Genomic DNA, 24,906 nt, shown 5'->3' with positions numbered 1-24,906 from the left:
TCTTAATTAATTTCTAAAGTATCCGTTATGTATTTGTGGGTTTATAATTATTTTTCTTCCCAATTAAATACGTAAGGTACATTTCTATAGAAACTTTCATAGTCAAGACCGTATCCAACTACAAATAAATCTTCTATTTCAAAGCAACAGTAATCTGGCTTTAAATCAACTTTTCTTCTAGAAGGTTTATCTAATAATACACAAGTTTTTACTGATTTAGCTCCACGTTTCTTTACATAATTTATAACAAATTCCATTGTATATCCAGTATCTATTATGTCGTCAACTATTAATACATCCCATCCTTCTATATTATCTGGGATATCATTTACAACCTTAACTTCACCAGTACTTTCTTCTCCATGTCCGTAGCTTGAAGTAGTCATAAAACCAACATTGGCTTTGCAATCAATAGCTCTAAATATATCTGCCCCAAATACAAAGCTTCCTCTTAGAAGTGGAAGTACATAAAGGTTTTTATCTTTATATTCCTCAGCAATTACTTTTCCAAGTTCTGTTATTCTAGTTTTAATTTGATCTTCTGTAAAAAGTATGTTTCTTTTCTTGTCATCCATTAGTATAATCCTCCTAAAAATGAATATTTTTAAAAGCTTAAAGCCGTATTTACAATAAATTTTAACGTTATTATTAATATTACATATTTTTTATAATTCTTGCAACTTATTTTTTAAATACTATAGTATAAGAATTTTTACATATGTCCACTTTTTTATTTGAAAATATTTGAGAATAATTGTTAGAATTATGACTAAAAATTAATAATTATGTATTCTTAGTGTAATAATTTTGTAACTTTTTTTAGAATATAAAAACTATAATTAATATTGAGTAATAATTAAGGCATAATTGGTGGGATTAAGTATGAAAAGACTAATATTATTTATTGTAAGTACAGCAGTAACATTTTCAACAATAGGAGGTATTTTTTCTGGAGCTTTTATGATAAAAAAAGACAATAATATAGAAGAAGCAAAAAAAGTTCTAACAGAAATAGAAAATAGAGATTTAAGTAAAATAGAAGATACTTTAGAAAAGGAAAGGGTAAATTTTGAAAAGCAACTAAATCCTGAAAAAGATGAAGAAGTTAATTTTTTTAACTTCTATGGAAATACTGTGTTTTTAGGAGATTCCATTACTGAAGGGTTAGCGGAATTGGGAGTTATAGATGAATATAATGTTGTATCAGAAAAGGGTGATACTGTAGTAAAGGCCATGAACCAGGTAGATAAAGTTAAACAAATGAATCCTAAAAATATTGTTTTGTTATATGGAATGAATGATGTTATTGAGTTTGATGATTCAAGTGAAACACGAACTCCAGAATATTTTAAAGAAAAATATGTGGATTTAATTAACGAATTAAAGAAAAGGCTACCACGATCTAATATATATGTGACGTCACCTACATCTGTTATGGCAAAGGCACAAAACATAAATAGTAGATTAACTAATGAAAATATAAATAGTTTTAGAGAAATGACAAAAATGGCATGTGAAGAAACAAAAGTTAAGTATGTAGATATTTCTAGCTTTATAGATGGAAAAGATATGTTACATGAACAAGATGGAATTCATTTTAAATATGATTTTTATAATATATGGCTTACATACTTAAAAGATATTATTGAGGCAGGTTAATAGATGAAATTATGAAGAAAGACAGATATTTTAATTATTATATTATTGAACTAGTAGTAGTAATTGTAATTTTTATTTCAGCTTATCCAATGTTAAGAGTTAGGGATTTGGATATGAATGGAGTTAGAAATTCCTTAGAAAGTTTTAAAAATAATGAAACTATGGAGGAAGGCGATATTAAATCATTAAGAAAATTATATTATATAAATAAAAACCAAGTTGATGATTTTGTGTCATTTGTGCCTAAAAGCAATATGAATGCAAATGAAATCTTGGTTTTAAAGGTAAAAGATGAAAAAGATATACCTACAATTAAAAGTGGTATTGAGGAAAGAATAAAAAAGCAAGGTGAAAGTTTTAAAAATTATAGGCCTGAAGAGTATAATTTAATAGAAAATGCAATATTAGAAGTGGAAGGTAATAACATAATATTTATAATTTCTAAAGATTCATCTCAGATAAAAGAGGCTATAGACAGTAACTTTAAGTGATTTTTACGTAATTGGAGTGATAAATTTTGGTATTTAGTAGCTTAATATTTATATTTATGTTTTTACCAAGTGTATTAATTATATATTATTTGGTGCCTAATAGGTTTAAAAATTTAGTATTATTTATTTCAAGCATAGTTTTCTATGTATGGGGAGAGCCAATTTATATAGTTTTAATGATATTTTCAATATTAATAAATTATTTAGCAGGTTTGTTAATAAAAAATAATGCTAAAGATAAGAGTAAAAGAAAATTTATATTTTTTACAGTAGTATTAATTGATATAAGTGTACTTTTGTTCTTCAAGTATTATGGTTTTTTAATATCTAATATTAATTGGGTTTTTGGATCAAATTTAGAAATAAGAGAACTTCCATTGCCTTTAGGAATATCATTTTATACTTTTCAGCTAATATCTTATATTGTAGATGTTTATATGGATAAGGTTAAAGCTCAAAAAAATATAATAGACTTTGGCGCATATATTTCAATGTTTCCACAGTTAGTAGCAGGACCAATAGTTAAATACAGTGATATTGAAAGTCAGCTTAAAAAAAAGGAATTATCTATTGATAAATTTGGACAAGGTGTAGAGAGGTTTATACTTGGACTCGGAAAAAAAGTTTTAATAGCAAACAATCTAGGCGCTATATGGCAACAAGTAAAAATTATACCTATAGATTCTCTTACTGTTCTTACTGGATGGATAGGGATAATTTCATTTACTTTACAGATATATTATGATTTTAGTGGATACTCTGATATGGCAATAGGGTTAGGGAAGATGCTTGGATTTGAATTTTTAGAGAATTTTAATTATCCATATATGTCAAAGAGTATAACAGAATTTTGGAGAAGGTGGCATATTTCTCTTGGATCTTGGTTTAAGGAATACATATATATTCCCTTAGGGGGAAATAGAAGAGGGAATGTAATTCAATTTAGAAATTTAATGATTGTTTGGTTCACAACAGGATTATGGCATGGAGCAAGCTGGAACTTTATAATTTGGGGATTATATTTTGGATTAATAATATATTCAGAAAAAATATTTTTAAAGTCAATTTTAAAAAATGTTCCAAATATTATTGCTCATATTTATACAATGACTTTAGTGGCTATAGGATGGATATTTTTTGATTTAAGTAGCTTAAATGATGCAATTGAATATATAAAAGTAATTTTGGGGTTAAATGGCAATAAGTTATGTAATAATTTCTCATTATATCTAATTTCAACAAACTTAATAATACTTATTATAGCAATAATACTATCTACTGATATGATTAATAAAACCATTAAAGATATTAAAAAACGATTAAGAGAAAGAGACATATTTTTATTTGTGTTTATAGAGTTGATAATTTTGATAATAAGTACTGCATATTTGATAGGTGAAAGCTATAATCCATTTTTATACTTTAGGTTTTAAACGAGAAAGCTGGTGAGTGTGTGAGAGACAAAAGAAAAATTGATGGGTCTTTAATTGCAGAAAAAAGAGTTAAAAAGTTTGATAAGACTTATCGTATAATTATATCAATAATGTTTGTAGGATTCCTTACTATATGTATCCTAATAAACTATTTAAAAAAAGATGACATTTATTCAGAAGTGGAAAATAGAAATTTAAATGCAAAACCATCTTTCTCATTAAAAGAGTTCTTTTTAGGAAGTTATACTAGTGATTTCGATAGCTATATTTCTGATCAATTTTTTGGAAGAAAAGAGTTTATATCATTAAAAACAAAAATACAACAGCTAGGAGGAAATAACAAGATTAACGATGTATATATAGGTAAAGATGGACAACTATTTGAAGACTTTAAAATTGAATCAGATGAAAAAATAAATGATAAGATTCAAGTAATGAATGACTTTAAAGAAATGAATCCAAATACTAATATAGAATTTATGCTTATACCAACAGCTACTAGTGTATTAAAAGATAATCTTCCTAAATATGCTCCAATAGATAATGAATTAGATTATATTAATAAAGTAGAAGAGGGACTAGATAGTTCTATAAAATTTATAAATCCATATAAAAATCTTAATGAGAATAGTAACGAATATATATATTATAAGACAGATCATCATTGGACTTCTGATGGAGCTTATATTGGATATAAGAGCTTTTGTGAAGCAAATGGAATAGAATCAAAAGAAAAAAGTGACTTTGATGAGTTAGTTGTGTCAGAAGCTTTTTATGGTAGTTTATCTTCAAAAGTTGGAGTATATGGAAGTAATGCTGATAAAGTAAAAGTTTATGTTCCAAAAGAAGATAATATAGTTGTTAATTATGTTTCTGAACAAAAAAAAGTGCCAAGCCTATTTGACAGCGAAAGTTTAAATAAAAAAGATAAATATCAAGTTTTTACAGCAGGAAATCATCCATTAATTAATATTAAAACAGCAAATAATTTAGATAAAAAATTACTTATAGTAAAGGATTCATATGCAAATAGTATGATTCCATTTTTAACAGAAAATTATGGTGAAATTGACGTTATAGATCTTAGATATTATACAGATTCTTTACAAGATTTTATTAATACAAAAAATATTACAGATATATTATTTATGTATAATGTAAATACATTTAATAGTGATGATTCTATATTTAATATAAATGAATAGAGAAATATAAAATATTTCTTATAAAAGCTTAAAAATATCTAATATATTAGATGTTTTTAAGCTTTTAATTTATATTTTAGGCTCTATTAGGCACTTTGGTTTATATAATAGAAAATCTTAACGTAGTGAATTAGTGACTAAGTGACTCTCATATCAACATTTTCATCTAACACAGCCTTATTTTAAATTTCAAGAAGTTCAACAAATTTTTCTGTAGCTGTAGACATAGAAACGCCCTTTTTAGTTGCGAAGCCTATAACTCTTTTGGGGATGGGTTCTTGAAGTTTAATTTCATATAGTTTCTTTTCTTTTAATTCTTTTTCAATATAATTTTTAACTACACAAGCAGCACCTAGGCCTACTTGTGCAAATTCAACTAGAAGTTCTACTGTACCTAATTCTATTTCAGCAGACACAGATAGTCCATTAGAGTTAAAATATTTATCTAAAAAATCCCTAGAGTTGCCTCCCTTTTCTAACAAAAGAATAGGAATGTTATTAACTATTTCTGATAAAGATATAGTTTTTTCTGAAAGATATTTGTACTTTTCATTTACCACAAAACAATCTTGTAAATCTATTGTTTTAATAATATTAAGAGAGTCTTTTTTATTAACATTCATATTTAATATGCCTAAGTCTATTTTCCCACATTCTAATAATTCAAGAATTCTATAGGAAGATTCATTGGTAACTTTAATTTTTATATTTGGGAATAACTTATTATATTTTTCTAAATATTTAAGAAGAAAGTGTTTGCATACTGCATCACAAGCAGCTATTCTTACTTCTCCAAAATTAAGGTTTTTAAGTTCATGAAATTTTCTCTCACCATTTCGAATAATTCCATAGCCTTGTTCTATATATTCAAATAATATTTTACCTTCTAAAGTAAGTGAAACACCCTTTGGAGTTCTATAGAATAACTGTCCATCTAGTTTTTCTTCTAATAATTTTATTGAATGACTAACAGCTGGCTGTGAAGTAAAAAGTTCTTTAGCTGCTTTAGATATACTTCCTAATTTTGCAGTTATATAAAATGTTCTATAAAGCTCAAGATTAATATACATATAAAATTTTAATATACCTCCTATATTAGATATTAATTTTACTTATGTTATTTCATTAATTATAATTACTTCAAGAAGTGCAGTCAATAAATGCCTGCTAATATGTTTATATAATTCAAGCTAACTAATAAAGTTAGAATTATTAAATAGCAGCTTTATGAACTGTTTTATAGAAATATAACAAAAAGATAAATGGAGGTAATATTAATGAAAAGATTATGTGTATATTCAGGATCTAATTTAGGAGCACAACCAGAATATAAAGAAGTAGCTAAATTACTTGGTAAAGAATTGGCCAAAAATAATATTGAGTTAGTTTATGGTGGCTCTCAAATAGGACTTATGGGAGAAGTAGCAAATGAGGTTTTAAAAAATAATGGAAAGGTAATAGGAGTTATGCCTAAAGGACTTTTTTCAGGTGAAATAGTTCATAATGGATTAACAAAGCTTATTGAAGTTAATGATATGCATGAAAGAAAACATACTATGTTTGAACTTTCTGATGGGTTTATAGCTCTTCCAGGAGGCTTAGGAACTTTTGAGGAGTTATTTGAAGTGCTTAGCTGGGCTCAAATTGGGATTCATAAGAAACCTATTGGAATATTAAATATATCAAATTTCTTTGATAATATTTTAAAAGCACTTGAAAGTGCCTGTCAAGAAGGCTTTATGAAGGAGTCAAATATGAAGCTTCTATCAATATCTAAAGATCCATCAATATTAATAGAAAAAATGGAAAACTATGTTCCACCTATTATGGAAAAGAAATGGAATCAAATAATATAAGATATAGCTCTTAGTAATAATTACTAAGAGCTATATCTTATATTTAAGGTTTTTTGTAGAGTAGTTAATATATGCTTTGCCTTCAATTTTAATATTATTTAATTAGGTTTACAAGAAACTACTAATGGTATAAAATTATATGAAAGTTGTTAATAGTATAAGATGAGGTGGTATTTAATGATATTTGGAAATATAGATGGTATTAAAAAGTCTTATTTAGATGAACTTGAAAGACTTTATAAAGTAAAGGTTTTAAAAGATGAAGTTTGTAGCAGGGAAATAATAGAGATAATATCAAGATTGACATCTATTTTAGAAAGAGAAATTAGCGTTGCAGTAGATAGAAGAGGAAAGGTTGTTTCCATTGCTATTGGTGATTCAACTTCAGTAGAAGTTGCTATGATAGATATAAGAGAAAAAAGATTATCTGGAGTTAGAATTATACATACTCATCCTAATGGTTTTTCAAATTTATCAGCCCTTGATTTATCAGCTCTTTTAAAGTTAAAGCTAGATGCAATAATGGCAATAGGAGTCCATGAGAGCAATATAATAGACTGTTCATTAGGAATGATTACAATAACTAATGATTTATTAGATTATGAAGAAAAATTAAATCTTTCAGTAGACCAAGTACTTTCAATTCATATATTAGATAAAATCCAACATATAGAAAGTATTATAAAAGAAAAAGAAATAGCAGAGGATGAAGGTGAAAAAGCTATCTTAGTGGGATCAGACACTAAGGAAAGCTTAGAGGAACTTAGAGAACTTACAAAAGCCTGTGATATACCTGTATTAGATATGATGTATCAAAGTAGGAGTAAAATTGATCCAGCTTTTTATATAGGTAAAGGAAAAGTTTTAGAAATAGCAAGCTTAAGGCAAAGTAAGCGTGCAAATCTTATAATTTTTGATGATGAGCTTTCAGGGTCTCAAGTTAGAAATCTAGAATCTGCAATAGGAGCAAAAGTAATAGATAGAACAACTTTGATACTAGAAATATTTGCAAGAAGGGCAAGAAGCAAAGAGTCTAAAATTCAAGTTGAGCTTGCACAACTAAAGTACAGATTAGGTAGATTACAAGGTCTTGGAACTGTTTTATCAAGAACAGGTGGTGGAATAGGTACAAGAGGACCAGGAGAAAAGAAATTAGAAACAGATAGAAGACATATAAAAGAAACAATATATGATTTAAATGATGAGCTTAAAAAAATAAAGAAGATAAGAGAAGTTCAAAGGGAAAAAAGAAATAAAGAAAGTATTCCAAAGGTTTCTTTAGTTGGATATACAAATGCGGGAAAATCAACTCTTAGAAATAAGCTTTGTGATGTAGCAGCTCAAAAAGAAATTCAAGGGAAAGAAAAAGTTTTTGAAGCAGATATGTTGTTTGCAACATTAGACATAACTACAAGATCTATCGTATTAAAAAACAAGGGCATAGTTACTATAACAGATACAGTAGGTTTTGTAAGAAAACTTCCGCATGATTTAGTTGAGGCTTTTAAATCAACTTTAGAAGAAGTCATTTATTCTGATTTATTATGTCATGTTGTAGATACAGCTTCAGATTATGCAATTGAACAAATAAAAGCTGTAGAAGAAGTACTAGAAGAGCTTGGAGCAAAAGAAAAAGAAACTATTATTGTTTTAAATAAAATAGATAAGGCTTCAGAAGAACAAATAGAGCAGGTTAAAGAGTCTTTATCTAACTATAAAATAATAGAAATATCTGCTAAAGAAGGGATAGGGTTAGATAATCTTTTAGATTTAATAGAAGAAAATTTACCATATAAAATGAAAAAATGTGAATATCTAATTCCTTACGATAGAAGTGATATAAATTCATATCTTCATAGAAATGGAAGAGTTTTAGAAGAAGATTATAAGGATAATGGAACCTTTATGATAGTTGAGGTAGATGATGAAGTTTACAATAAATCAAATGCTTTTATAATAAAGGTACTTTATTAAGAATATACTGTAACAAGCAAGTTATGGAGATGATTAAGTGAAGGGCATATTAGATGAAATTTCTATAGATTCTTCAAATAATGAGAAAGATGTAGTTATTCAGACTAGCGAAGTAGCAAATGCGGAAAATAATGCAAATAATACACCGAACAATGTAAATGCCACTCCACAAACACCAAATGATGAACAAATTAATCCTTTAGATGAGAGAGTAGCAAGGATAACAGCATTATCAGCTGCAGTAAATAATATTCAAACAAATGTAGCATCACTACTCATAGGTGGAGAAGAAGAAAGGTTTTTTTATGATAGAAAAGTTAGACCTTTATTAGATGAAGTATATTTTTTATCCTTATCAGCACAAGGTATATCTATAGCAGCTCAAAATTTACAGTCTAACGCTTATGCAAAAAAAAGACAGATGAAATTATCAGTAGACTTAACTTATGAAATAATAAAGGAAACTTATTGCATGTTAGATACTTTAAAGAAAAGAAATGCTATATATAGAAGAGTAGTTGAAGATGATATAGAGAGATGTGGGGGATTGCCTAGTAACTATAAATCATGTTTTGATGATTTAGATGAATATGATAAATACTATACTAATAATGAAAAAGATGAAGACTGTGATAAAGATGAAGACTGTGATAAAGATTAGACTTTATTACAGTTTTTTTATATAATTGATTGTAATAATACAATAATATGAAAATAGGGGGATAAGGTGTGGTAAAAGCAATAATAGATTACCAAAATGCTTATAAAGAAATTACAGAAATTCTTATAAAAAATAAAAATATTTTGGCTATATTTGTATTTGGTAGCATGGTTACTGGTGACCTATGGGAAGAATCAGATATAGATTTATTTGCAATATACAAGGATGATTTTCAAGAGGTTAGAGATGTATATTCAGAAAGTATGGGAATACCCATACATATAAAATTTATAAGTAAAGAAGCTTTTAAAAAAGACTATTATGAATCAGGAAAAAGAGGTGTAGTAAGAAATTCATTATTATCATCAAAACTTATATATTCAATAGATTATGAGATATCTGAATTATACCAAAAAGTTTTATATACTATAGATTCGGATAAAGGAAGATGGAATTTAGTTTATTTAGGCAATCTTTTAAAGGAAATAGGAGTATGTAAGAAGTATTTAAGTACAGGAGGAAGCTATACGTCATATGAACTTCTTATAAGAGCTTTAGACAATTTTTCAAAGCTTTACTTAAGTATTAACGGATATTCTGTTAGCAAAGATTCATTAAATATGGCATGTAACTTAAATGATGAGTTAAATGAAAAAGTTAGAAATTTATTTTATATGGAAATGAATGATGAGAATATAAAAAGTGTACTAACCTATATAGAAACGTATCTAGATTACAATATAGAAAAAGCTTCAAAAGAAATACTAGAATTTTTAAGAGAGAAAGATCATCCTTTAAGTGCTTATGAGATTAAGAATGATAAGTATTTTGTGAATTTTGATGTTAAAGCAGAAGATATTTTAAAAGTACTATGTAAAAATAGTATGGTAATTAAGAGTAAAAGAGAGTTTAGAGATTCTTATGGGAGTTTACTAGCAATGGAAAATGTTTATAGCTATAAAGATTAAATAAAGCTTTGGGGGAAATATGAAAGACATTTTTAATATATCGTTTGAAGAGGATATTCCTAAATATATACAAATAGCTAATTATATAAAAAAGTTAATAGATAACAAAGATATAAATGATGGAGAAAAATTACCTACTATAAGAGACTTGGCTAATAATTTACGGGTGAACAATGTAACCATAGTAAATGCATATAAAAAGTTAAAAGGAGATGGATATGCATATCAAAAGGTTGGTTCGGGGACATATGCTAAAAGAAAAGAAATAATATCAATGTTTAGTAGAGAATATTCTAGGATATTTAAAAGCTTATTACCTAATGATTTAGAAAATATTATAGACTTTTCTGGAGAAACAAATACAGAAGTTTATTTTCCTATAAAAGAGTTTAAAAATGTAATAAATGAAGTATTAGATAGAGACGGAGCTAATGCCTTAATAATGAAAGAACCACTTGGCTATGAAAAGCTCAGAAGAACTATAAATAAGTCATTTTGGAATAGTGAGTTAGATTTAAATAATATATTAATTGTTTCTGGTGCACAACAAGGAATAGATATAGCCTCTAAAGCAATAGTTAATATAAATGATAATGTTATAGTAGAAAGACCAACTTATGGCGGAGCTATTTCTGTATTTAAATGGAGAAGAGCTAATATATTTGAAGTAGAAATAAAAGAAGATGGAATAGACTTAGTAGCATTTGAAGAGATATTAAAGAAAAATAAAATTAGTTGTTTTTATACAATGAGTTATTTTCATAATCCTACAGGTATAAGCTATAGTCTTGAAAAAAAGTTAAGATTACTAGAATTAGCTAAAAAATATGACTTTTATATTATAGAAGATGATTACTTATCAGAACTTATATATGATAATAATATAATTCATGAACCTTTGAAAAAATTAGATAAATATGAAAGAGTAGTTTATATAAAGAGCTTCTCAAAAATATTTTTACCTGGGATAAGGCTTGGATACATGGTTATACCAGATTCATTTACAGAAAGTATGCAAACATCTAAGATTAATACAGATATTGCAACATCTAGTCTTATGCAAAGAGCATTAGAGCTATATATAAGAGAAGGGTATTGGAAAGAGCACATAGCTTATCAATGTAAAGAATATAAGTCAAAATATGAAATTATGAAAAATATAATTGAAAATGAATTATTAGATAAAGTAACATATATGGATCCTAAAGGGGGACTTTATTTTTATATAAAGTTGAAAGATAAAAATTTAACATCAAAGGAGCTTTTTTATAAGCTAAAGAAAAAGAATGTTTATATTACACCAGGAGTAATATTTTTCAAAGATTCAAATAGGGGAGATTATTTTTTTAGAATTAGTTTCTCACAAGTAAGCAAAGAAAAAATAGTAAAAGGGATAAAAATAATAAAGGAGGAGCTTAAATGAGTTACATTACTATAAGAGATTTTGGAGAAGATGAATTTATAGAAAAAAAGTCAGAGTTTATAGGTTATGCAAAGAGATGTGAAAGTGAAGAAGAAGCAAAAGCTTTTATAGCAGAAATTAAGAATAAACACAAGCAGGCTACTCATAATTGTTGGGCATATGTTATAGGAGAAAATATGGTGGTTCAGAGATATAGTGATGATGGAGAGCCACAAGGAACAGCTGGAATACCAATATTAGAAGTAATGAAAAAAAGTAATGTAACAGACTGTGCAATTGTAGTAACAAGATATTACGGTGGCATTTTATTAGGGGCAGGTGGACTTACAAGAGCATATACAAAAGGTGCTTCTATTGCGCTTAAAGCAGGTGGAGTAGTAGAAAAAGTACAAGGAATAAGATTATTGTTTAATATGGACTACGATATGTTAGGAAAGGTTCAATATATATGTAATGAAAATAATTGGTATATAGAGGATACTGAATATACAGATAAAGTTGTAGTTCATATATTAGCTGAAGTAGAATCATCTAAAAATATAGAAAATGAAATGATTGAGTTAACTAATGGTAAGATATCAGTAAATAAAAGAGATGAAGGAATTTATTTTAAGGAAGAAAATAGATTATATAAAATAATTTAGATTCTTTTATAGAAGAGCCAGTTCTCTATTTGAAGACTAGTTTTATTAACAATGAATATTTGTCATGATAATATAATTGTGTTATAATTCCAATATGTTTACAAAAATTTTTCGATAGATGTTGGGAGGAATAAAAATGTCAGGACATTCAAAGTGGCATAATATACAAAACAAAAAAGGAAAAGCAGATGCTAAAAGAGGAAAGGTCTTTACAAAGTTAGGTAAAGAAATAGTTATTGCAGTTAAAAATGGTGGTCCTGTGCCCGACACTAACCCAAAATTAAGAGATGTAATTGCAAAAGCAAAGGCAGCAAACATGCCTAATGATACAATAACAAGATCTATAAAAAAAGCTTCAGGAGAACTTGCATCAGTAAATTATGAAAAAATAGTTTATGAAGGTTATGGTCCATCAGGAGTAGCTGTAATAGTTGAAACTTTAACAGATAATAAAAATAGATCAGCAGGAAATGTAAGAAGTGCCTTTACAAAAGGCGGTGGTAACATGGGAGCAACAGGATGTGTTAGCTTTATGTTCCAAGAAAAAGGTGAAATTGTTATTGAAAGAGAAGATAAAGATGAAGATGAGGTAATGATGTTAGCTTTAGATGCTGGTGCAGAAGATTTCGCAGCAGAAGAGGAAGTGTTTATCGTTACTACTACACCAGAAGATTTTAGTACAGTGATGGAAGCATTAGAAGCAGAAGGATTAGAATTCTTAGAAGCAGAAGTTAAAATGATACCAGATACATATACTGCTATAAATGAAGATGATGCTAAGAAGTTCCAAAAGATGTTAAACCTTCTTGATGACGACGATGATGTTACAGATGTTTATCATAATGCTGAATTCCCTGAAGGATGGGAAGAATAGAAGAATATTAAGGCTTTAGGTAAGTACATGTAGTTTACTAAAGTATGATGTACGTATTTTTAAGTAAAGTTTTATGATATATGAATACTTTCTTATCAATTTAAATATTGGTAAGAAGGTATTTTTTTACTCTATAGGAAATTATATTTTTAAAATTTGTAGATAAATTATTTATATAATATAAGTTATTAAAGTTAGTACTATAGAGTAGAAAATAGAATAAAGTGCGCGTGCAAGATTTTACCTCAGGCAAGCTTCTGGCACTAAGTAGTTTAACTTCAACTAACCAAATATAAAATTTGGAGTGTCATTTAAATGCACATGCGCGAAAAAAGTCGACGGCTTGGCAAGCTTGCCTTGGCGACTTTTTTATTATAAAACATTATTTACCAGAACACTTATTAATTAATATATGCATATATTTGAAGTATTTTATAAATATAAGCTAACTAGAGCGTGATATTTGATTATAGATGACTTTTTAATAGAATATGTATATAAATAACTGAATTGACAGTATATATTGATTTATATATAATTAATCATAAAAAATCTTGGTTACTAATTGTAATTAAGGGATATATTGTATCCAAGAGGGAGTTGACTTTAATGAAATTAATGAAAAAAATTAAACCAGGAAGAATTATTGTATTGGGATTTTTAACTGTAATTTTACTAGGAGCTATATTATTAAAACTTCCAATATCAATAAATGATGGAGTTGAAGTTTCTTTTGTAGATTCTTTATTTACATCAACTAGTGCAGTTTGTGTAACTGGGTTAATAGCTGTGGATACAGCTGATACATTTACTGTGTTTGGACGAACTGTTGTAGCTTTATTAATACAAATAGGAGGTCTTGGGGTTACATCTGTTGGTGTTGGATTTATTTTACTAATGGGGAAAAAGGTTAGTATAAAAGAAAGAACTCTTATAAAGGAAGCTATGAATTTAGATTCAATGAAAGGACTTGTAAAATTAGTCAAGTCAGTTTTAATGATGACGTTAATATTTGAAACTATTGGAGCAATATTAAGTTATATAGTATTTTCAAAGGATTATTCACCAATGGATGCCTTAGGTATTAGTGTATTTCACTCAATCGCGGCTTTTAATAATTCAGGGTTTGATATACTAGGAGGGTTAAGAAACTTAATACCTTATCAAAATAATGTACTGTTAAATTTAACTACTTGCGGATTAATTATATTTGGTGGATTAGGATTTTTAGTAATTAAAGAGATAATTCTAAAGAAGTCTTTTAAGAAGTTTAGTTTACATACAAAAGTAGTTCTTACTATGACAGGAATATTATTATTAGGGGGAACTATACTTTTAAAACTTACAGAAGATATATCATGGCTTGGAGCATTCTTCTTTAGTACATCTGCTAGAACAGCTGGATTTAGCACTTATTCATTAGGAAACTTTACAAATGCAGCATTATTTGTATTAGTTGTTTTAATGTTTATAGGAGCATCCCCAGGATCAACTGGAGGAGGAATAAAGACAACTACTTTTTTTACGTTATGTAGAAGTATTTATAGTACATCTACCAATAAACATTGCACTGCATTTAAAAGAAAAATTCCTACTAATATAGTGTTTAAAGCTTTTAATATTACTTTGCTAGCTATGTTTGTTGTATGTATGGGAACATTTATATTAAGTATATTAGAGCCTAATTATACTTTTATGCAATTATTATTTGAAGTAACCAGTGCTTTTGGCACTGTAGGATTATCAACAGGAATAACTCCTGATCTTACTGATTTAAGTAAGATTATTATTTCATTAATTATGTTTATAGGAAGATTAGGACCAATGACAATAGCAACTATTTGGTCTTTTAGGGAAGCATCAAATGCTTATTTTTCAGAAGAAGCAGTTATAATAGGATAGGAGAGAGAAATATATGTTTAATCATAGGTTTGTAGTAGAGTTTGGGATAATTGGTATAGGAAGATTTGGATTTGCACTTGCAAGAACATTAATAGAAGCTGGAAAGGAAGTCATAGTTTTAGATAGTGATGAAAATAAGATAAAACAAATTAGATCACTTACAGAAAATGCATTTGTAGTTAATAATCTAGATAAAGAAACTTTAGAAGAGACTGGTATTCAAAATTGCGAAACTGTATTTGTATGTATAGGTGAAAAGATAGATGTAAGTATATTAACTACGTTAAATGTTATTAATATGGGTGTAAATAGAGTTATTTCTAAAGCAACAACTTATGAACAAGGTTGTGTTTTAAGGAAAATAGGTGCTGAAGTTGTATATCCAGAAAATGATATGGCTATAAGAATTGCAAATAGATTGTTAAATGAGGAAGCTTTAGAGTTTATTGAATTAAATAATGATATTCATATAGAGGAATTAAAAGTAACTTCTAAGATAGATGGAAAGACAATACTAAAATCTAAAATACGTAATGATTTTAACTTGAATATTATAGCTTTAGAAAGAGGAGAAGAAACTATAATAGAAGTTGATCCAAATTATATCTTAAGAGAAAATGATTTAATTGTAGTTATAGGAAAGAAAAATAATATAAGAAATTTTGAAGAATATTTAAATAGTAAATAACCCAAATAATAAGGTCTATTTTTATGGACCTTATTATTTTAAAAATATAATAAAAAAGAGTGACTTGCCCAAATCACTCTCCACAACTATATTGCGTGTTGTTTTTTCACTCCTCTTGGAAGATACTAAAACGTATTTTTATGATATCAATATATTGTGTATTTTTCAATAAAATTTAATTTCTAAATTATGAAAAAAGCATATATATTATAATATATAGTATATTAAGTTATATTTTGGAACATTACGAAAATATTAAGTATTCCAAATCCCCACTGTGGGTTTGGATATATGTCTCCAGGCCTTGGAGTCACTCCTCTAGCTAAATAAGCTTTTATAGTTTGTGCATACATATTTGGGTTATTACCTTGAACATCACCCCATTCAAATAGCATTGAACATGCTCCAGCAGCTATTGCAGCAGCTACACTAGTACCATTTACAATAGCTGTTTTATTGTTAGGAGCAACTGTAAGGGCATTTACTCCACCAGCAGCAACATCTATAACACCTGCATAATTAGTATTAAAGGCCATACCAGAATAATTTAATATATTATTATTATTTTGATTGTATGCAGCAGCAGTTACTAGAATTGTAGCATTCCCAGGGCTAGTAATAGTACCATAAGGATCTGCAGGGATAAAATGAGTACCACCAACAGATATACCTTCTTGAGGGATCCATGCATTAAAGACTCCATCTAAAATAAGATCTCCAACTACTCTAAATATCCATATACCAGGTTGTAGCTTAGTAAAACGAACTCTTATTAATTGGAAACCTGAGCTTTCTTCAGGAATATAGTAATTAACCTTTACTTCTGTTTTTTCAAATAGGAAGGTATAAGTTGTAGTTGTATTTATTAAATGATTTATTACACCAGTGTTTTCTCCAGAAGGAGATATAATGTCAAGGGATATTATATTAGGAGGTTCAGTCCAAATTTCAACTATTATATTTTCTTGTTCTGGAGATACATCTAATTCTATTGTTCTAGTGGGTTCACTAGCAGAAAGCACTCCAGAAGCATGGCCGCCAGAAGCACGTTCATTACCAGTTCCAGTAACAACAACTATGCCATTAATCATACAAATGCTATCTATATATCTTGATAATAAATCAGTACCTTTATGATTTCCTAAGCTGGTCCCAAGAGGGAAATATATGACCATAGGAAAATTAGACATTAATTCATACTTATATAAAAAATTTAATGCAAAAAAAACTGATGTTACATTAAAAGTAGGTATCTTTACATTAAATTGCTTTTGAAATCCGTAGTCTTCAATGAGTTTAACTACAACGAATTTACAATTAGGTACAACTCCTTTTAATTGAGGGTTTTTACCAGTAGATCCGATTATTCCAGTCATTTCAGTTCCATGACCAATTTCATCTTTACTAGGAACTATGCTATAAGGATCTCCACCTGATCTAGATAAATTTATTGCTTCTTGTATATCTTCTTTAGAATAAGTTACTCCAAATGGAACCTTAATACGATTAGGTCTATCAATAAAATCAAGAGTTTGATCCCAAATATATTCGATTCTAGTATTTCCTTCATAATCCATAAATTCTTCATTTAAATAGTCTATTCCAGTATCTATAATTGCCACAAGGGTGTTTCTGCCAGTTAAGTTCAAAGGAAGATTTAGTTGTAAAAAGCTTGCTTGGGATGCTTCCAGTGGAGATATTTCTTGGAGTGTATACATATCATAAGGTTTAATAGCTACAATAGTACTAAAATAAGGAAGCTCTGATATCTCTTGAACCTCTTCAGGCAAAGAAATTATAGCATACCTATCATTAATAATGTTTACATAATAAGTAGGATAATTTGAAAATTCCTTTTCAATATCACCCTGATATTGAACAACATAATGAGAATAAGTTGGATATTTAAAAATATTTTCTTTAATTGGTGGATTTCTATTCATCTAAAACCTCCAGCATATTTCTAGGAATTCTTACAAGTAATTTATTAATATTAAACTCTATAAATTCATTTTTAAAGTCAGTACTTCTATTTGAATTATTTAAAGAATTTCTTACATTACTATATATTCCTCCTATAATATTAAATGTACCAAGTAAGTTAAATTCACCATAACCTGTTTCTCTATTTGGAAATTTATAAATTTCGTTTCTAGTAGCACCATAGAGCAAATAACTTCGAATTTTTGTAGAATACATAGTTGGATCATTTTTTTTAACAACTCCCCATTCTAAGAGAAGAGCACAAGCACCAGCAACTATAGAAGCAGCAGCAGAACTACCGGATAGTGTACTAACTTTTCCAGAAGTATCTATAGTTAAAACATTAATTCCTATTGTAGCTACATCAGGATTTATTAAACCATTAGTATTAAATCCTTTACTAGAAGAAGCAACAAGAGAATTATTAGGTCCTAAGTATGCTACAGTAACAACACCTTTAGCTGTAGCTGGAACGGTAACAGTACTAAATGGATTGGGATTTAAAAATACTAAGCCTTCTGGTATTGTATTATGTGCAGGTAACCATATATGGTAGCTTCCATCTATAATATAAAATCCTATTAATTCTATTCTCCATATTCCTGAACGTATATTTCGAAATGATACGTTTATAACTTCATGGCCAGTAAAATTTTCTGGAGTAAAGTATCTAATGGTAACTTCTGTATTTGTAAATACAAATCTATATGTTTCAATTTTATTAGTTTTTGGTTTTATTATTTTAGTAGATTCACCACTAGGCGATACTATATTTATAGATGCACTATTAGGAATTCGAATCCATATATTAAAAGTAAGACGCGTTAAATCTTTTGGCACATTTAGTTCTTGAACAGAAACATCTCCTACATGTTTCATGTTTCCAGAAACATGACCTTGTGCAGCACCTTCGTTACCTCCTCCAGCAACTAAGCATATACCTCTTAAACTCCCAAATTGAGATAAATATCTAGAGGTTAAGCTACTACCATCATGAGCACCTTCTGTAGAAGAAACTCCAAGATACATAACCATAGGTCTATTTAATCTAAAAAATTCACTTTTTAAAAACTCTAATGCAGATACAAGTTCGGAAATATTATAAACAGGAGGAGGAACTAAACCATTTTCACGGATTATTTTTTTAAAGTTTGTAGATTCAAAAAGTTTTACCACAACAAAATCACAGTCATGTGCAACTCCTTGAATTTCACTGGTATAGCCTCTAGCACCAATTATTCCAGCAACTTTTGTTCCATGACCAACTTCATCTTTTGAAGGAACAATGGCATAGGGGTCTTGTTTATTTTTAGAAGCCAGTATTGCAGAATTAATTTCTTCGTTAGAGTATTTTTGACCTATATATAAATCATTATTTGGCTTAGAAAATTCAGGATGTTCATATTCGTTTATACTTTGATCCCAAATACTAAGTATTCTAGATGTACCATCTTCTCTAATAAACTCAGGATTTAAATAGTCTATTCCCGTGTCAACAATTCCAACTACAACACCTTTACCTGTTAAGTCTAAATAAGGATTTATCTTTATATTATTTATGTTATCAGCATAGGAAGGTGAAATATCCTGCAAAACTGCCCCAGAACGGAAATCAACGTAAACTATAGATGGTACATCTTTTCTTAATCTACTTAAATCATCTTCACGAACTGCAATTACTCCGATTGTATTTGTAATGATAGCCCCACAAGCGTAAGATACCTTATCTATTTCTTCTTTAAAATTCCCACGATATTGGATTAAATAATTTGCAGCATTAGGATCATAAAATAAACTACATTGTTTTCTACTATTCATATATAGACTCCTAAAAAATAATTATTAGATTTATATACTATGTATATTATAAAAATCTAATAATTATAATCTATTAACCATTTTAAATAATAAAAATTAAAAATAGTATTAAATAGATATATATGATTTATACTATATTTAAAGATTTAAATTACTTTGAAGAAAAATTATTATAAGATGACATAGATTTAACATGGAGGAAAAATGAAAAAGTTATTTATATTTAATATTATTATTTTAATAATTTTAATAACAGGTACTAATAAAATTAGAGCTATAGAGCTAGAGAAAGCTCCTATAAAAATAGGAGTATTATTATACAGAGAGGATGATTACTATATTTCTTCATTAAAAAATGAATTATTAAAAATAGAAAATGAAAATAAGGATAAGGTAGACTTTATATTTTATGATGGAAAAGGAAATCAAGAATTACAAAATCAACAAATAGATGAAGTTATAAACGAGAAGTTAGACCTTATATTATTAGATTTGGTAGATGTAAAAAAATCATGTTTACCAGTAAATAAAGCAAAAGAAAATAATATACCTATAATATTTTTTCATAGGGAACCTTCTTCAATGGATTGTATTAAATCTTATGGAAAATCTTTATATATAGGAACAGATGCTTGTGACTCAGGAAATATACAAGGACAAATGATAATTGATGAATGGAAAAATAAAAATATAATAGATAAAAATTCTGGTAATATTATAGACTATGTTTTATTAAAGGGAGAAAAAGATAATTTAGATGCACAAGCTAGAAGTCGTTGCGTTATAAAAACTATTAAAGACAGTGGAATAAGAACTAATGAAATTGCATCAGAATATTGCAATTGGGAAAAAGAATGTGCAAAAATTAAAATGCAAGAATTAGTTACAAGATATGGAGATACCATAGAACTGATAATTTCTAATAACGATGAAATGGCAATAGGAGCTATTATGGCTCTTCAAGAAATGGGCTATAATAAGGAAGGTTCTAAAAAGCATATTGCAGTGGTAGGTATAGATGGAACAGAAGAAGCAAAAAAATTAATAAAAGATGGCTTTATGACAGGTACAGTTATACAAGATTCTGAAGGAATGGCAAAAGCACTTTATACAATAGGAATGAATTTAGTTCAAGGAAAAGAACCATTAAAGGATACAGAATATAAATTTGATGAAACAGGAGTAAGAGTTATGATACCTTATGGTAATTACATAACAAAAAATTCATTAAAATCATAAATGAAAAATAGTAATATTAATAATTTTTAATTATAAATTAACTTATGATTAAAGTAAATTTATATGTGATATATAGGGAGGAGAAAATGAAGAAGATAGTATTATTAAGTAGCATTATTATACTTATGATTGTTGGAGTATATAGTATCAATACAAATGCTGCTATTAGTAATAAAGCCCCTATAAAAGTAGGCGTATTACTATATAAAGAAGAGGACTATTTTATTTCTTTAGTAAGAGATGCTTTGCTAAAAATAGAAAATGATAATAAAGATATAGTAGATTTTATATTTTATGATGGAAAAGCAAATCAAGAACTACAAAATAAGCAAGTTGATGAGGCTATAAATAATAAAGTAGATCTTATATTAGTAAATCTTGTAGATATAAATCAATCAGATACTGTAATAAATAAAGCAAAAGAAAATAACCTACCCATAATACTTTTTAGTGGGGAACCATTATCATTAAATGGTATTAAATCTTATGGTAAATCTTTATATATAGGAACAGAAGGTTGTGAATCAGGGAATTTACAAGGAGAAATGATAGTAAAAGAATGGAATAATAAAAATATAATAGATAGAAATGGAGATAATAAAATACAATATGTGTTATTACAGGGAGAAAAAAATGATTTAGAAGCACAATATAGAAGTGAATGTGTTATAAGAACAATAAATCAAAAAGGGATTCAGTCTAGTGAACTAGCATCAGAGTTTTGTAATTGGGATAAAGAGTGTGCAAGAATTAGAGTAGAATCATTATTTTTGGGATATGGAGATACCATAGAATTAATAATCTCTAATAATGATGAAATGGCAATAGGAGCTATTATGGCGCTTCAGGAAAAAGGATATAATATGGGAGATCCTAATAAATATATTCCAGTTGTAGGCATAGATGGTATAGATGAAGCAAAAAAATTAATAGAAAATGGACTTATGACAGGAACTGTAATACAAGATGCAGAGGGAATGGCTGAAGCTCTTTATAGAATAGGAATGAATTTAGCGCAAAACAAGAAACCACTAAGTGATACAGATTATAAATTTGATTCAACAGGTGTAGCCGTTAGAATACCATATAAGGGTTACATAATAAGAAATTCACCAAATCTATAAATTTTATCTTTAACAAGTAAAATTTTTATGATATAATCGTGGAGTATTTTGGAAGAATGGGGGAGTATAATCATGAAACATATCAAGACAATCAATAAGACTAATATTAAAAACAGCCTAGTAAAACCTGGTTGTAAAGAATGTGCTAACTCATGTCAATCAGCTTGCAAAACTTCATGTACAGTTGCAAACTTAGAGTGTGAAAACTAATTAACAAGAAGCGGCAACAATTAAGTTGCTGCTTACTTTTTAGTTGAAGCAAAGCTTTTGGAGGGATGGAAAATGTCTTTAATACACAAATTTAAACAAGGCGACAATTATTTTGTATTAGATGTAAATACAGGAGCAGTTCATATAGTAGACGAGCTAGTATATGATTTAGTACATGATGATGGAATGAAAAATAAAGAAGAAACATTAAAGCTTTTATGTAACAAATATGAAAGAGATACGATTATAGAAGCCTATGATGAAATAATGGAGCTTGTAAAAGATGGGTTATTATATTCAGAAGATAAATATGAAGATATAGCTCATGGATCAATGGATGATAGAGATTATATAAAGGCAGTATGTCTAAATATAATTCATGGATGTAATTTAAGATGCAAGTATTGCTTTGCAGATGAAGGGGAATATAATGGACATAAGGGAGTTATGTCTATAGAAACTGCTAAAAAAGCAATAGAATATGTAGTTAAAAGAAGTGGTCCAAGAAGGAATATAGAAATAGATTTATTTGGTGGAGAACCAACTATGATTATGGATACTGTAAAAGAAATAATACAGTATGCTAGAGAAAATGAAAAAGAGTGGAAGAAAAATATAAGATTTACAATGACTACTAATGCTACTCTTTTAAATGATGAAATGATGGATTTCATGGATAAAGAAATGGGAAATATCATACTTTCATTAGATGGTAGAAAATGTGTTAATGATAATGTAAGAATAAAAGTTGATGGAAGTGGATCTTATGATGATATACTTCCAAATATAAAGAAAATGATTAAAAAGAGAACGCCTGGTAAAATGTATTATGTTAGAGGAACATTTACAAGAGCAAATACTGATTTCTTTGAAGATGTAATGGCTATGGTAAATGAAGGCTTTGATGAAGTTTCTATTGAACCAGTTGTTTTAGAAAAGGGACATCCTCTTGCATTAAGAGAAGAAGATTTACCAGAAATAATGAAGAATTATGATAAGCTATATGAAGATATGGCAAGAAGAAAAAGAGAAAAAAATGGAGAATATAATTTCTATCATTTTAACGTAGATCTTAATGGAGGTCCTTGTGTTTACAAGAGAATTTCAGGTTGTGGAGCAGGGTTTGAGTATGTAGCAATAACACCACAAGGAGATGTATATCCATGTCATCAATTTGTAGGAAAAGAAGAATTTAAGCTTGGAAGTATATATGATGATACATACAACAAAGATCTTGGCAAAGAATTTAAAAAAGCTCATATATATAATAAGCCTAAATGTAGAGATTGCTGGGCAAGATTCTATTGTAGTGGAGGATGCCAAGCAAATAATTTTAGCTTCAATGGAGATATGAAAATACCTTATGAAGTTGGTTGTAAAATGCAAAAGAAGAGAATTGAATGTGCAATTGCTTTAAAGGCAGAATAATTTTAAATATAAAAGTTGGTATTTGAGTATGTTCAAATACCAACTTTTTATATTATTATATAATTAATAAAATTATAGGGGGACCTTATGAAATATAAATTAATAAATAATTTAGAAGTTATATATAAAAGAACAACATCAATGTTAACATCTATCTGTATATCAATAGATGCAGGAGCTTGTAAGGAAGAAGGGTTACTTGGTTTAGCTCACGCAACAGAACATATGATTTATAAGGGGACAAATAAAAGAAGTGAAGAGGAAATAAATAAAGCCTTAAGTCAAACTTTTGGATTCCAAAATGCAATGACCAATTATCCATATGTTATTTATTATGGAACTATGTTAAAGGAAGACTTTGAAAAAGGAGTAGAAATATTTTCAGATATAATTTTAAGACCAAAATTATCTTTAAAAGGCTTTAAGGAAGAAATGGATGTAATAAAAGAAGAGTTGAAAGAATGGGATGAAGATCTTGAACAATATTGTGAAGATAAATTATTTTTTAATAGTTTTAATGATAGAAGAATAAAGTATCCAATAATAGGAACAGAAGAAAGTTTGAAAAATATAACCTTAAAGGATTTAAAAGATTTTTATCAAAGCAATTACTTGCCAAGTAAAACTTCTATAGCTGTAGTATCTTCCTTAGATTTTAATGAAGTTACAGAGGTAATAGAAAAGTATTTTCAAGATTGGAAAAGAAAGAATAGTGATACAGATAAAAAGATTATTTATGAGAAACCCAATGCCACTATTTATAAAGACTTAAAAGAAGGAACAAATACCTGTAAGGTTGAGATTATATTTCCAATAGATGAGCTAAGCAATAAGGAAATTAAGGCATTAAGAATATTTAATGAGTATTTTGGAGAAGGAGTAGATTCGTTGCTATATGATAGATTAAGGACAAAGAATGGACTTGTTTATGATGTTTTAACTAAAATAGCTTTTGAAAAATATATAAAACTTTATAAAATTAATTTTAGTACTTCTAAGGAGAACTTAGAGAAATCATTAGATTTAATAGATGAGTGTATAAAAGATATAGATAGATTTAAAGAAGAAATAACAAAAGAAGACTTAGCTATATTTATAAAGACAATGAAACTTAAAAGGCTGTTTAGGGAAGAACAAAATATAATACTAGCAAAGGAATTATCTACTTACAATACTATGTTTAGAGATGAAAATATTTACCTAGAAGAATTTAATAAAATAGATAATATAGATAAAGATTTTATATATGAAGTTGTAAAAAAGGTATTTAAGTTAAAGACTATAGAGATAGTATGTAGCTGAATTAAAGATATTAGTGAGGAGAAA

The 24,906-nt window shown here is 27.7% G+C and carries 22 protein-coding genes; 18 read left to right on the top strand and 4 right to left on the bottom strand.

All coding sequences use genetic code 11. The features are described 5' to 3' along the window. Positions 1-47 precede the first annotated feature (47 nt). Complete coding sequence (gene hpt, locus ACYUEX_RS08445) at positions 48-575, bottom strand: hypoxanthine phosphoribosyltransferase (RefSeq protein ID WP_411168130.1); 528 nt, start codon at positions 573-575, stop codon at positions 48-50. A 307-nt stretch (positions 576-882) separates the two neighbouring features. On the opposite strand from hpt, the gene ACYUEX_RS08440 reads away from it, so the two are divergent. The 4 genes from ACYUEX_RS08440 to ACYUEX_RS08425 are packed head-to-tail and all read left to right on the top strand — an operon-like array spanning position 883 to position 4,788. Continuing rightward, positions 883-1,659: a GDSL-type esterase/lipase family protein gene (locus ACYUEX_RS08440; RefSeq protein ID WP_460287577.1), complete on the top strand. Its 777-nt coding sequence runs from the start codon at positions 883-885 to the stop codon at positions 1,657-1,659. Between the two features lie 11 nt (positions 1,660-1,670). Beyond that, on the top strand, positions 1,671-2,150 hold the full coding sequence (locus ACYUEX_RS08435; protein WP_460287576.1) for a DUF4358 domain-containing protein: 480 nt from the start codon (positions 1,671-1,673) through the stop codon (positions 2,148-2,150). 26 nt (positions 2,151-2,176) lie between these two features. Next, entirely contained in the window at positions 2,177-3,583 is a 1,407-nt protein-coding gene (locus tag ACYUEX_RS08430; RefSeq protein ID WP_460287574.1) for an MBOAT family O-acyltransferase, read from the top strand. 20 nt (positions 3,584-3,603) lie between these two features. Continuing rightward, on the top strand, positions 3,604-4,788 hold the full coding sequence (locus ACYUEX_RS08425; protein ID WP_460287572.1) for a DHHW family protein: 1,185 nt from the start codon (positions 3,604-3,606) through the stop codon (positions 4,786-4,788). 182 nt (positions 4,789-4,970) lie between these two features. Here ACYUEX_RS08425 and ACYUEX_RS08420 read toward each other — a convergent pair whose 3' ends face one another. Further along, positions 4,971-5,858, bottom strand: coding sequence for a LysR family transcriptional regulator (locus ACYUEX_RS08420; protein WP_460287570.1), 888 nt, complete (start codon positions 5,856-5,858; stop codon positions 4,971-4,973). A gap of 207 nt (positions 5,859-6,065) precedes the next feature. On the opposite strand from ACYUEX_RS08420, the gene ACYUEX_RS08415 reads away from it, so the two are divergent. From ACYUEX_RS08415 to ACYUEX_RS08375, 9 genes are all read left to right on the top strand, one after another. Continuing rightward, entirely contained in the window at positions 6,066-6,644 is a 579-nt protein-coding gene (locus ACYUEX_RS08415; RefSeq protein ID WP_460287569.1) for an LOG family protein, read from the top strand. Between the two features lie 177 nt (positions 6,645-6,821). Then, a complete protein-coding gene (gene hflX, locus ACYUEX_RS08410; RefSeq protein WP_460287567.1) occupies positions 6,822-8,618 on the top strand; it encodes a GTPase HflX in 1,797 nt (598 codons plus the stop codon). A 37-nt stretch (positions 8,619-8,655) separates the two neighbouring features. Then, a complete protein-coding gene (locus tag ACYUEX_RS08405) occupies positions 8,656-9,279 on the top strand; it encodes a hypothetical protein (protein WP_460287565.1) in 624 nt (207 codons plus the stop codon). 68 nt (positions 9,280-9,347) lie between these two features. Beyond that, on the top strand, positions 9,348-10,247 hold the full coding sequence (locus ACYUEX_RS08400; RefSeq protein WP_460287563.1) for a nucleotidyltransferase domain-containing protein: 900 nt from the start codon (positions 9,348-9,350) through the stop codon (positions 10,245-10,247). Between the two features lie 19 nt (positions 10,248-10,266). Continuing rightward, positions 10,267-11,670: a MocR-like pyridoxine biosynthesis transcription factor PdxR gene (gene pdxR, locus ACYUEX_RS08395; RefSeq protein ID WP_460287561.1), complete on the top strand. Its 1,404-nt coding sequence runs from the start codon at positions 10,267-10,269 to the stop codon at positions 11,668-11,670. After that, positions 11,667-12,314: a YigZ family protein gene (locus tag ACYUEX_RS08390; protein ID WP_411168118.1), complete on the top strand. Its 648-nt coding sequence runs from the start codon at positions 11,667-11,669 to the stop codon at positions 12,312-12,314. The genes pdxR and ACYUEX_RS08390 overlap by 4 nt, the downstream gene beginning before the upstream one ends. 136 nt (positions 12,315-12,450) lie before the next feature. Beyond that, positions 12,451-13,188: a YebC/PmpR family DNA-binding transcriptional regulator gene (locus tag ACYUEX_RS08385; RefSeq protein WP_411168117.1), complete on the top strand. Its 738-nt coding sequence runs from the start codon at positions 12,451-12,453 to the stop codon at positions 13,186-13,188. 609 nt (positions 13,189-13,797) lie between these two features. After that, on the top strand, positions 13,798-15,090 hold the full coding sequence (locus ACYUEX_RS08380; protein WP_460287559.1) for a TrkH family potassium uptake protein: 1,293 nt from the start codon (positions 13,798-13,800) through the stop codon (positions 15,088-15,090). 13 nt (positions 15,091-15,103) lie between these two features. Continuing rightward, positions 15,104-15,778 (top strand): potassium channel family protein, encoded by a 675-nt coding sequence (locus tag ACYUEX_RS08375; RefSeq protein ID WP_411168115.1) that lies wholly within the window; start codon positions 15,104-15,106, stop codon positions 15,776-15,778. Between the two features lie 224 nt (positions 15,779-16,002). Here ACYUEX_RS08375 and ACYUEX_RS08370 read toward each other — a convergent pair whose 3' ends face one another. Together ACYUEX_RS08370 and ACYUEX_RS08365 are read right to left on the bottom strand one after the other, a co-directional pair. After that, on the bottom strand, positions 16,003-17,721 hold the full coding sequence (locus tag ACYUEX_RS08370; RefSeq protein WP_460287558.1) for a S8 family peptidase: 1,719 nt from the start codon (positions 17,719-17,721) through the stop codon (positions 16,003-16,005). Then, positions 17,714-19,579: a S8 family peptidase gene (locus tag ACYUEX_RS08365; RefSeq protein ID WP_460287556.1), complete on the bottom strand. Its 1,866-nt coding sequence runs from the start codon at positions 19,577-19,579 to the stop codon at positions 17,714-17,716. The genes ACYUEX_RS08370 and ACYUEX_RS08365 overlap by 8 nt, the downstream gene beginning before the upstream one ends. Positions 19,580-19,783: 204 nt before the next feature. Between ACYUEX_RS08365 and ACYUEX_RS08360 the strand changes: the two genes are divergently transcribed. The 5 genes from ACYUEX_RS08360 (at position 19,784) to ACYUEX_RS08340 (ending at position 24,882) form a co-directional block, all read left to right on the top strand. Further along, positions 19,784-20,818 (top strand): galactose ABC transporter substrate-binding protein, encoded by a 1,035-nt coding sequence (locus ACYUEX_RS08360; protein WP_460287554.1) that lies wholly within the window; start codon positions 19,784-19,786, stop codon positions 20,816-20,818. A gap of 86 nt (positions 20,819-20,904) precedes the next feature. Further along, positions 20,905-21,942 (top strand): galactose ABC transporter substrate-binding protein, encoded by a 1,038-nt coding sequence (locus ACYUEX_RS08355; protein WP_460287552.1) that lies wholly within the window; start codon positions 20,905-20,907, stop codon positions 21,940-21,942. A 72-nt stretch (positions 21,943-22,014) separates the two neighbouring features. Then, on the top strand, positions 22,015-22,152 hold the full coding sequence (gene scfA / locus ACYUEX_RS08350) for a six-cysteine ranthipeptide SCIFF (RefSeq protein WP_016208429.1): 138 nt from the start codon (positions 22,015-22,017) through the stop codon (positions 22,150-22,152). A gap of 72 nt (positions 22,153-22,224) precedes the next feature. Next, positions 22,225-23,580 carry a thioether cross-link-forming SCIFF peptide maturase gene (scfB, locus tag ACYUEX_RS08345; RefSeq protein ID WP_460287550.1) on the top strand — a complete coding sequence of 452 codons (1,356 nt, stop codon included), beginning with the start codon at positions 22,225-22,227 and terminating at the stop codon, positions 23,578-23,580. A gap of 87 nt (positions 23,581-23,667) precedes the next feature. Further along, the gene (locus tag ACYUEX_RS08340) at positions 23,668-24,882 is read left to right on the top strand and encodes a M16 family metallopeptidase (RefSeq protein WP_460287548.1); all 1,215 of its coding nucleotides are present in this window, start codon (positions 23,668-23,670) and stop codon (positions 24,880-24,882) included. Positions 24,883-24,906: the final 24 nt, after the last annotated feature.

The organism is Clostridium sp. CTA-7 (assembly GCF_054768095.1).
The sequence above is the reverse complement of the archived record's forward strand: the minus strand, read 5'-3'. Positions and strand labels throughout refer to the sequence as shown.

Excerpts from the sequence above, each read along its gene's own strand:
- hpt (WP_411168130.1), bottom strand. The coding sequence starts at position 575 with ATGGATGACAAGAAAAGAAACATACTTTTTACAGAAGATCAAATTAAA.
- ACYUEX_RS08440 (WP_460287577.1), top strand. The coding sequence starts at position 883 with ATGAAAAGACTAATATTATTTATTGTAAGTACAGCAGTAACATTTTCA.
- ACYUEX_RS08435 (WP_460287576.1), top strand. The coding sequence starts at position 1,671 with ATGAAGAAAGACAGATATTTTAATTATTATATTATTGAACTAGTAGTA.
- ACYUEX_RS08420 (WP_460287570.1), bottom strand. The coding sequence starts at position 5,858 with ATGTATATTAATCTTGAGCTTTATAGAACATTTTATATAACTGCAAAA.
- ACYUEX_RS08415 (WP_460287569.1), top strand. The coding sequence starts at position 6,066 with ATGAAAAGATTATGTGTATATTCAGGATCTAATTTAGGAGCACAACCA.
- hflX (WP_460287567.1), top strand. The coding sequence starts at position 6,822 with ATGATATTTGGAAATATAGATGGTATTAAAAAGTCTTATTTAGATGAA.
- pdxR (WP_460287561.1), top strand. The coding sequence starts at position 10,267 with ATGAAAGACATTTTTAATATATCGTTTGAAGAGGATATTCCTAAATAT.
- ACYUEX_RS08390 (WP_411168118.1), top strand. The coding sequence starts at position 11,667 with ATGAGTTACATTACTATAAGAGATTTTGGAGAAGATGAATTTATAGAA.
- ACYUEX_RS08385 (WP_411168117.1), top strand. The coding sequence starts at position 12,451 with ATGTCAGGACATTCAAAGTGGCATAATATACAAAACAAAAAAGGAAAA.
- ACYUEX_RS08380 (WP_460287559.1), top strand. The coding sequence starts at position 13,798 with ATGAAATTAATGAAAAAAATTAAACCAGGAAGAATTATTGTATTGGGA.
- ACYUEX_RS08375 (WP_411168115.1), top strand. The coding sequence starts at position 15,104 with ATGTTTAATCATAGGTTTGTAGTAGAGTTTGGGATAATTGGTATAGGA.
- ACYUEX_RS08370 (WP_460287558.1), bottom strand. The coding sequence starts at position 17,721 with ATGAATAGAAATCCACCAATTAAAGAAAATATTTTTAAATATCCAACT.
- ACYUEX_RS08365 (WP_460287556.1), bottom strand. The coding sequence starts at position 19,579 with ATGAATAGTAGAAAACAATGTAGTTTATTTTATGATCCTAATGCTGCA.
- ACYUEX_RS08360 (WP_460287554.1), top strand. The coding sequence starts at position 19,784 with ATGAAAAAGTTATTTATATTTAATATTATTATTTTAATAATTTTAATA.
- ACYUEX_RS08355 (WP_460287552.1), top strand. The coding sequence starts at position 20,905 with ATGAAGAAGATAGTATTATTAAGTAGCATTATTATACTTATGATTGTT.
- scfA (WP_016208429.1), top strand. The coding sequence starts at position 22,015 with ATGAAACATATCAAGACAATCAATAAGACTAATATTAAAAACAGCCTA.
- scfB (WP_460287550.1), top strand. The coding sequence starts at position 22,225 with ATGTCTTTAATACACAAATTTAAACAAGGCGACAATTATTTTGTATTA.
- ACYUEX_RS08340 (WP_460287548.1), top strand. The coding sequence starts at position 23,668 with ATGAAATATAAATTAATAAATAATTTAGAAGTTATATATAAAAGAACA.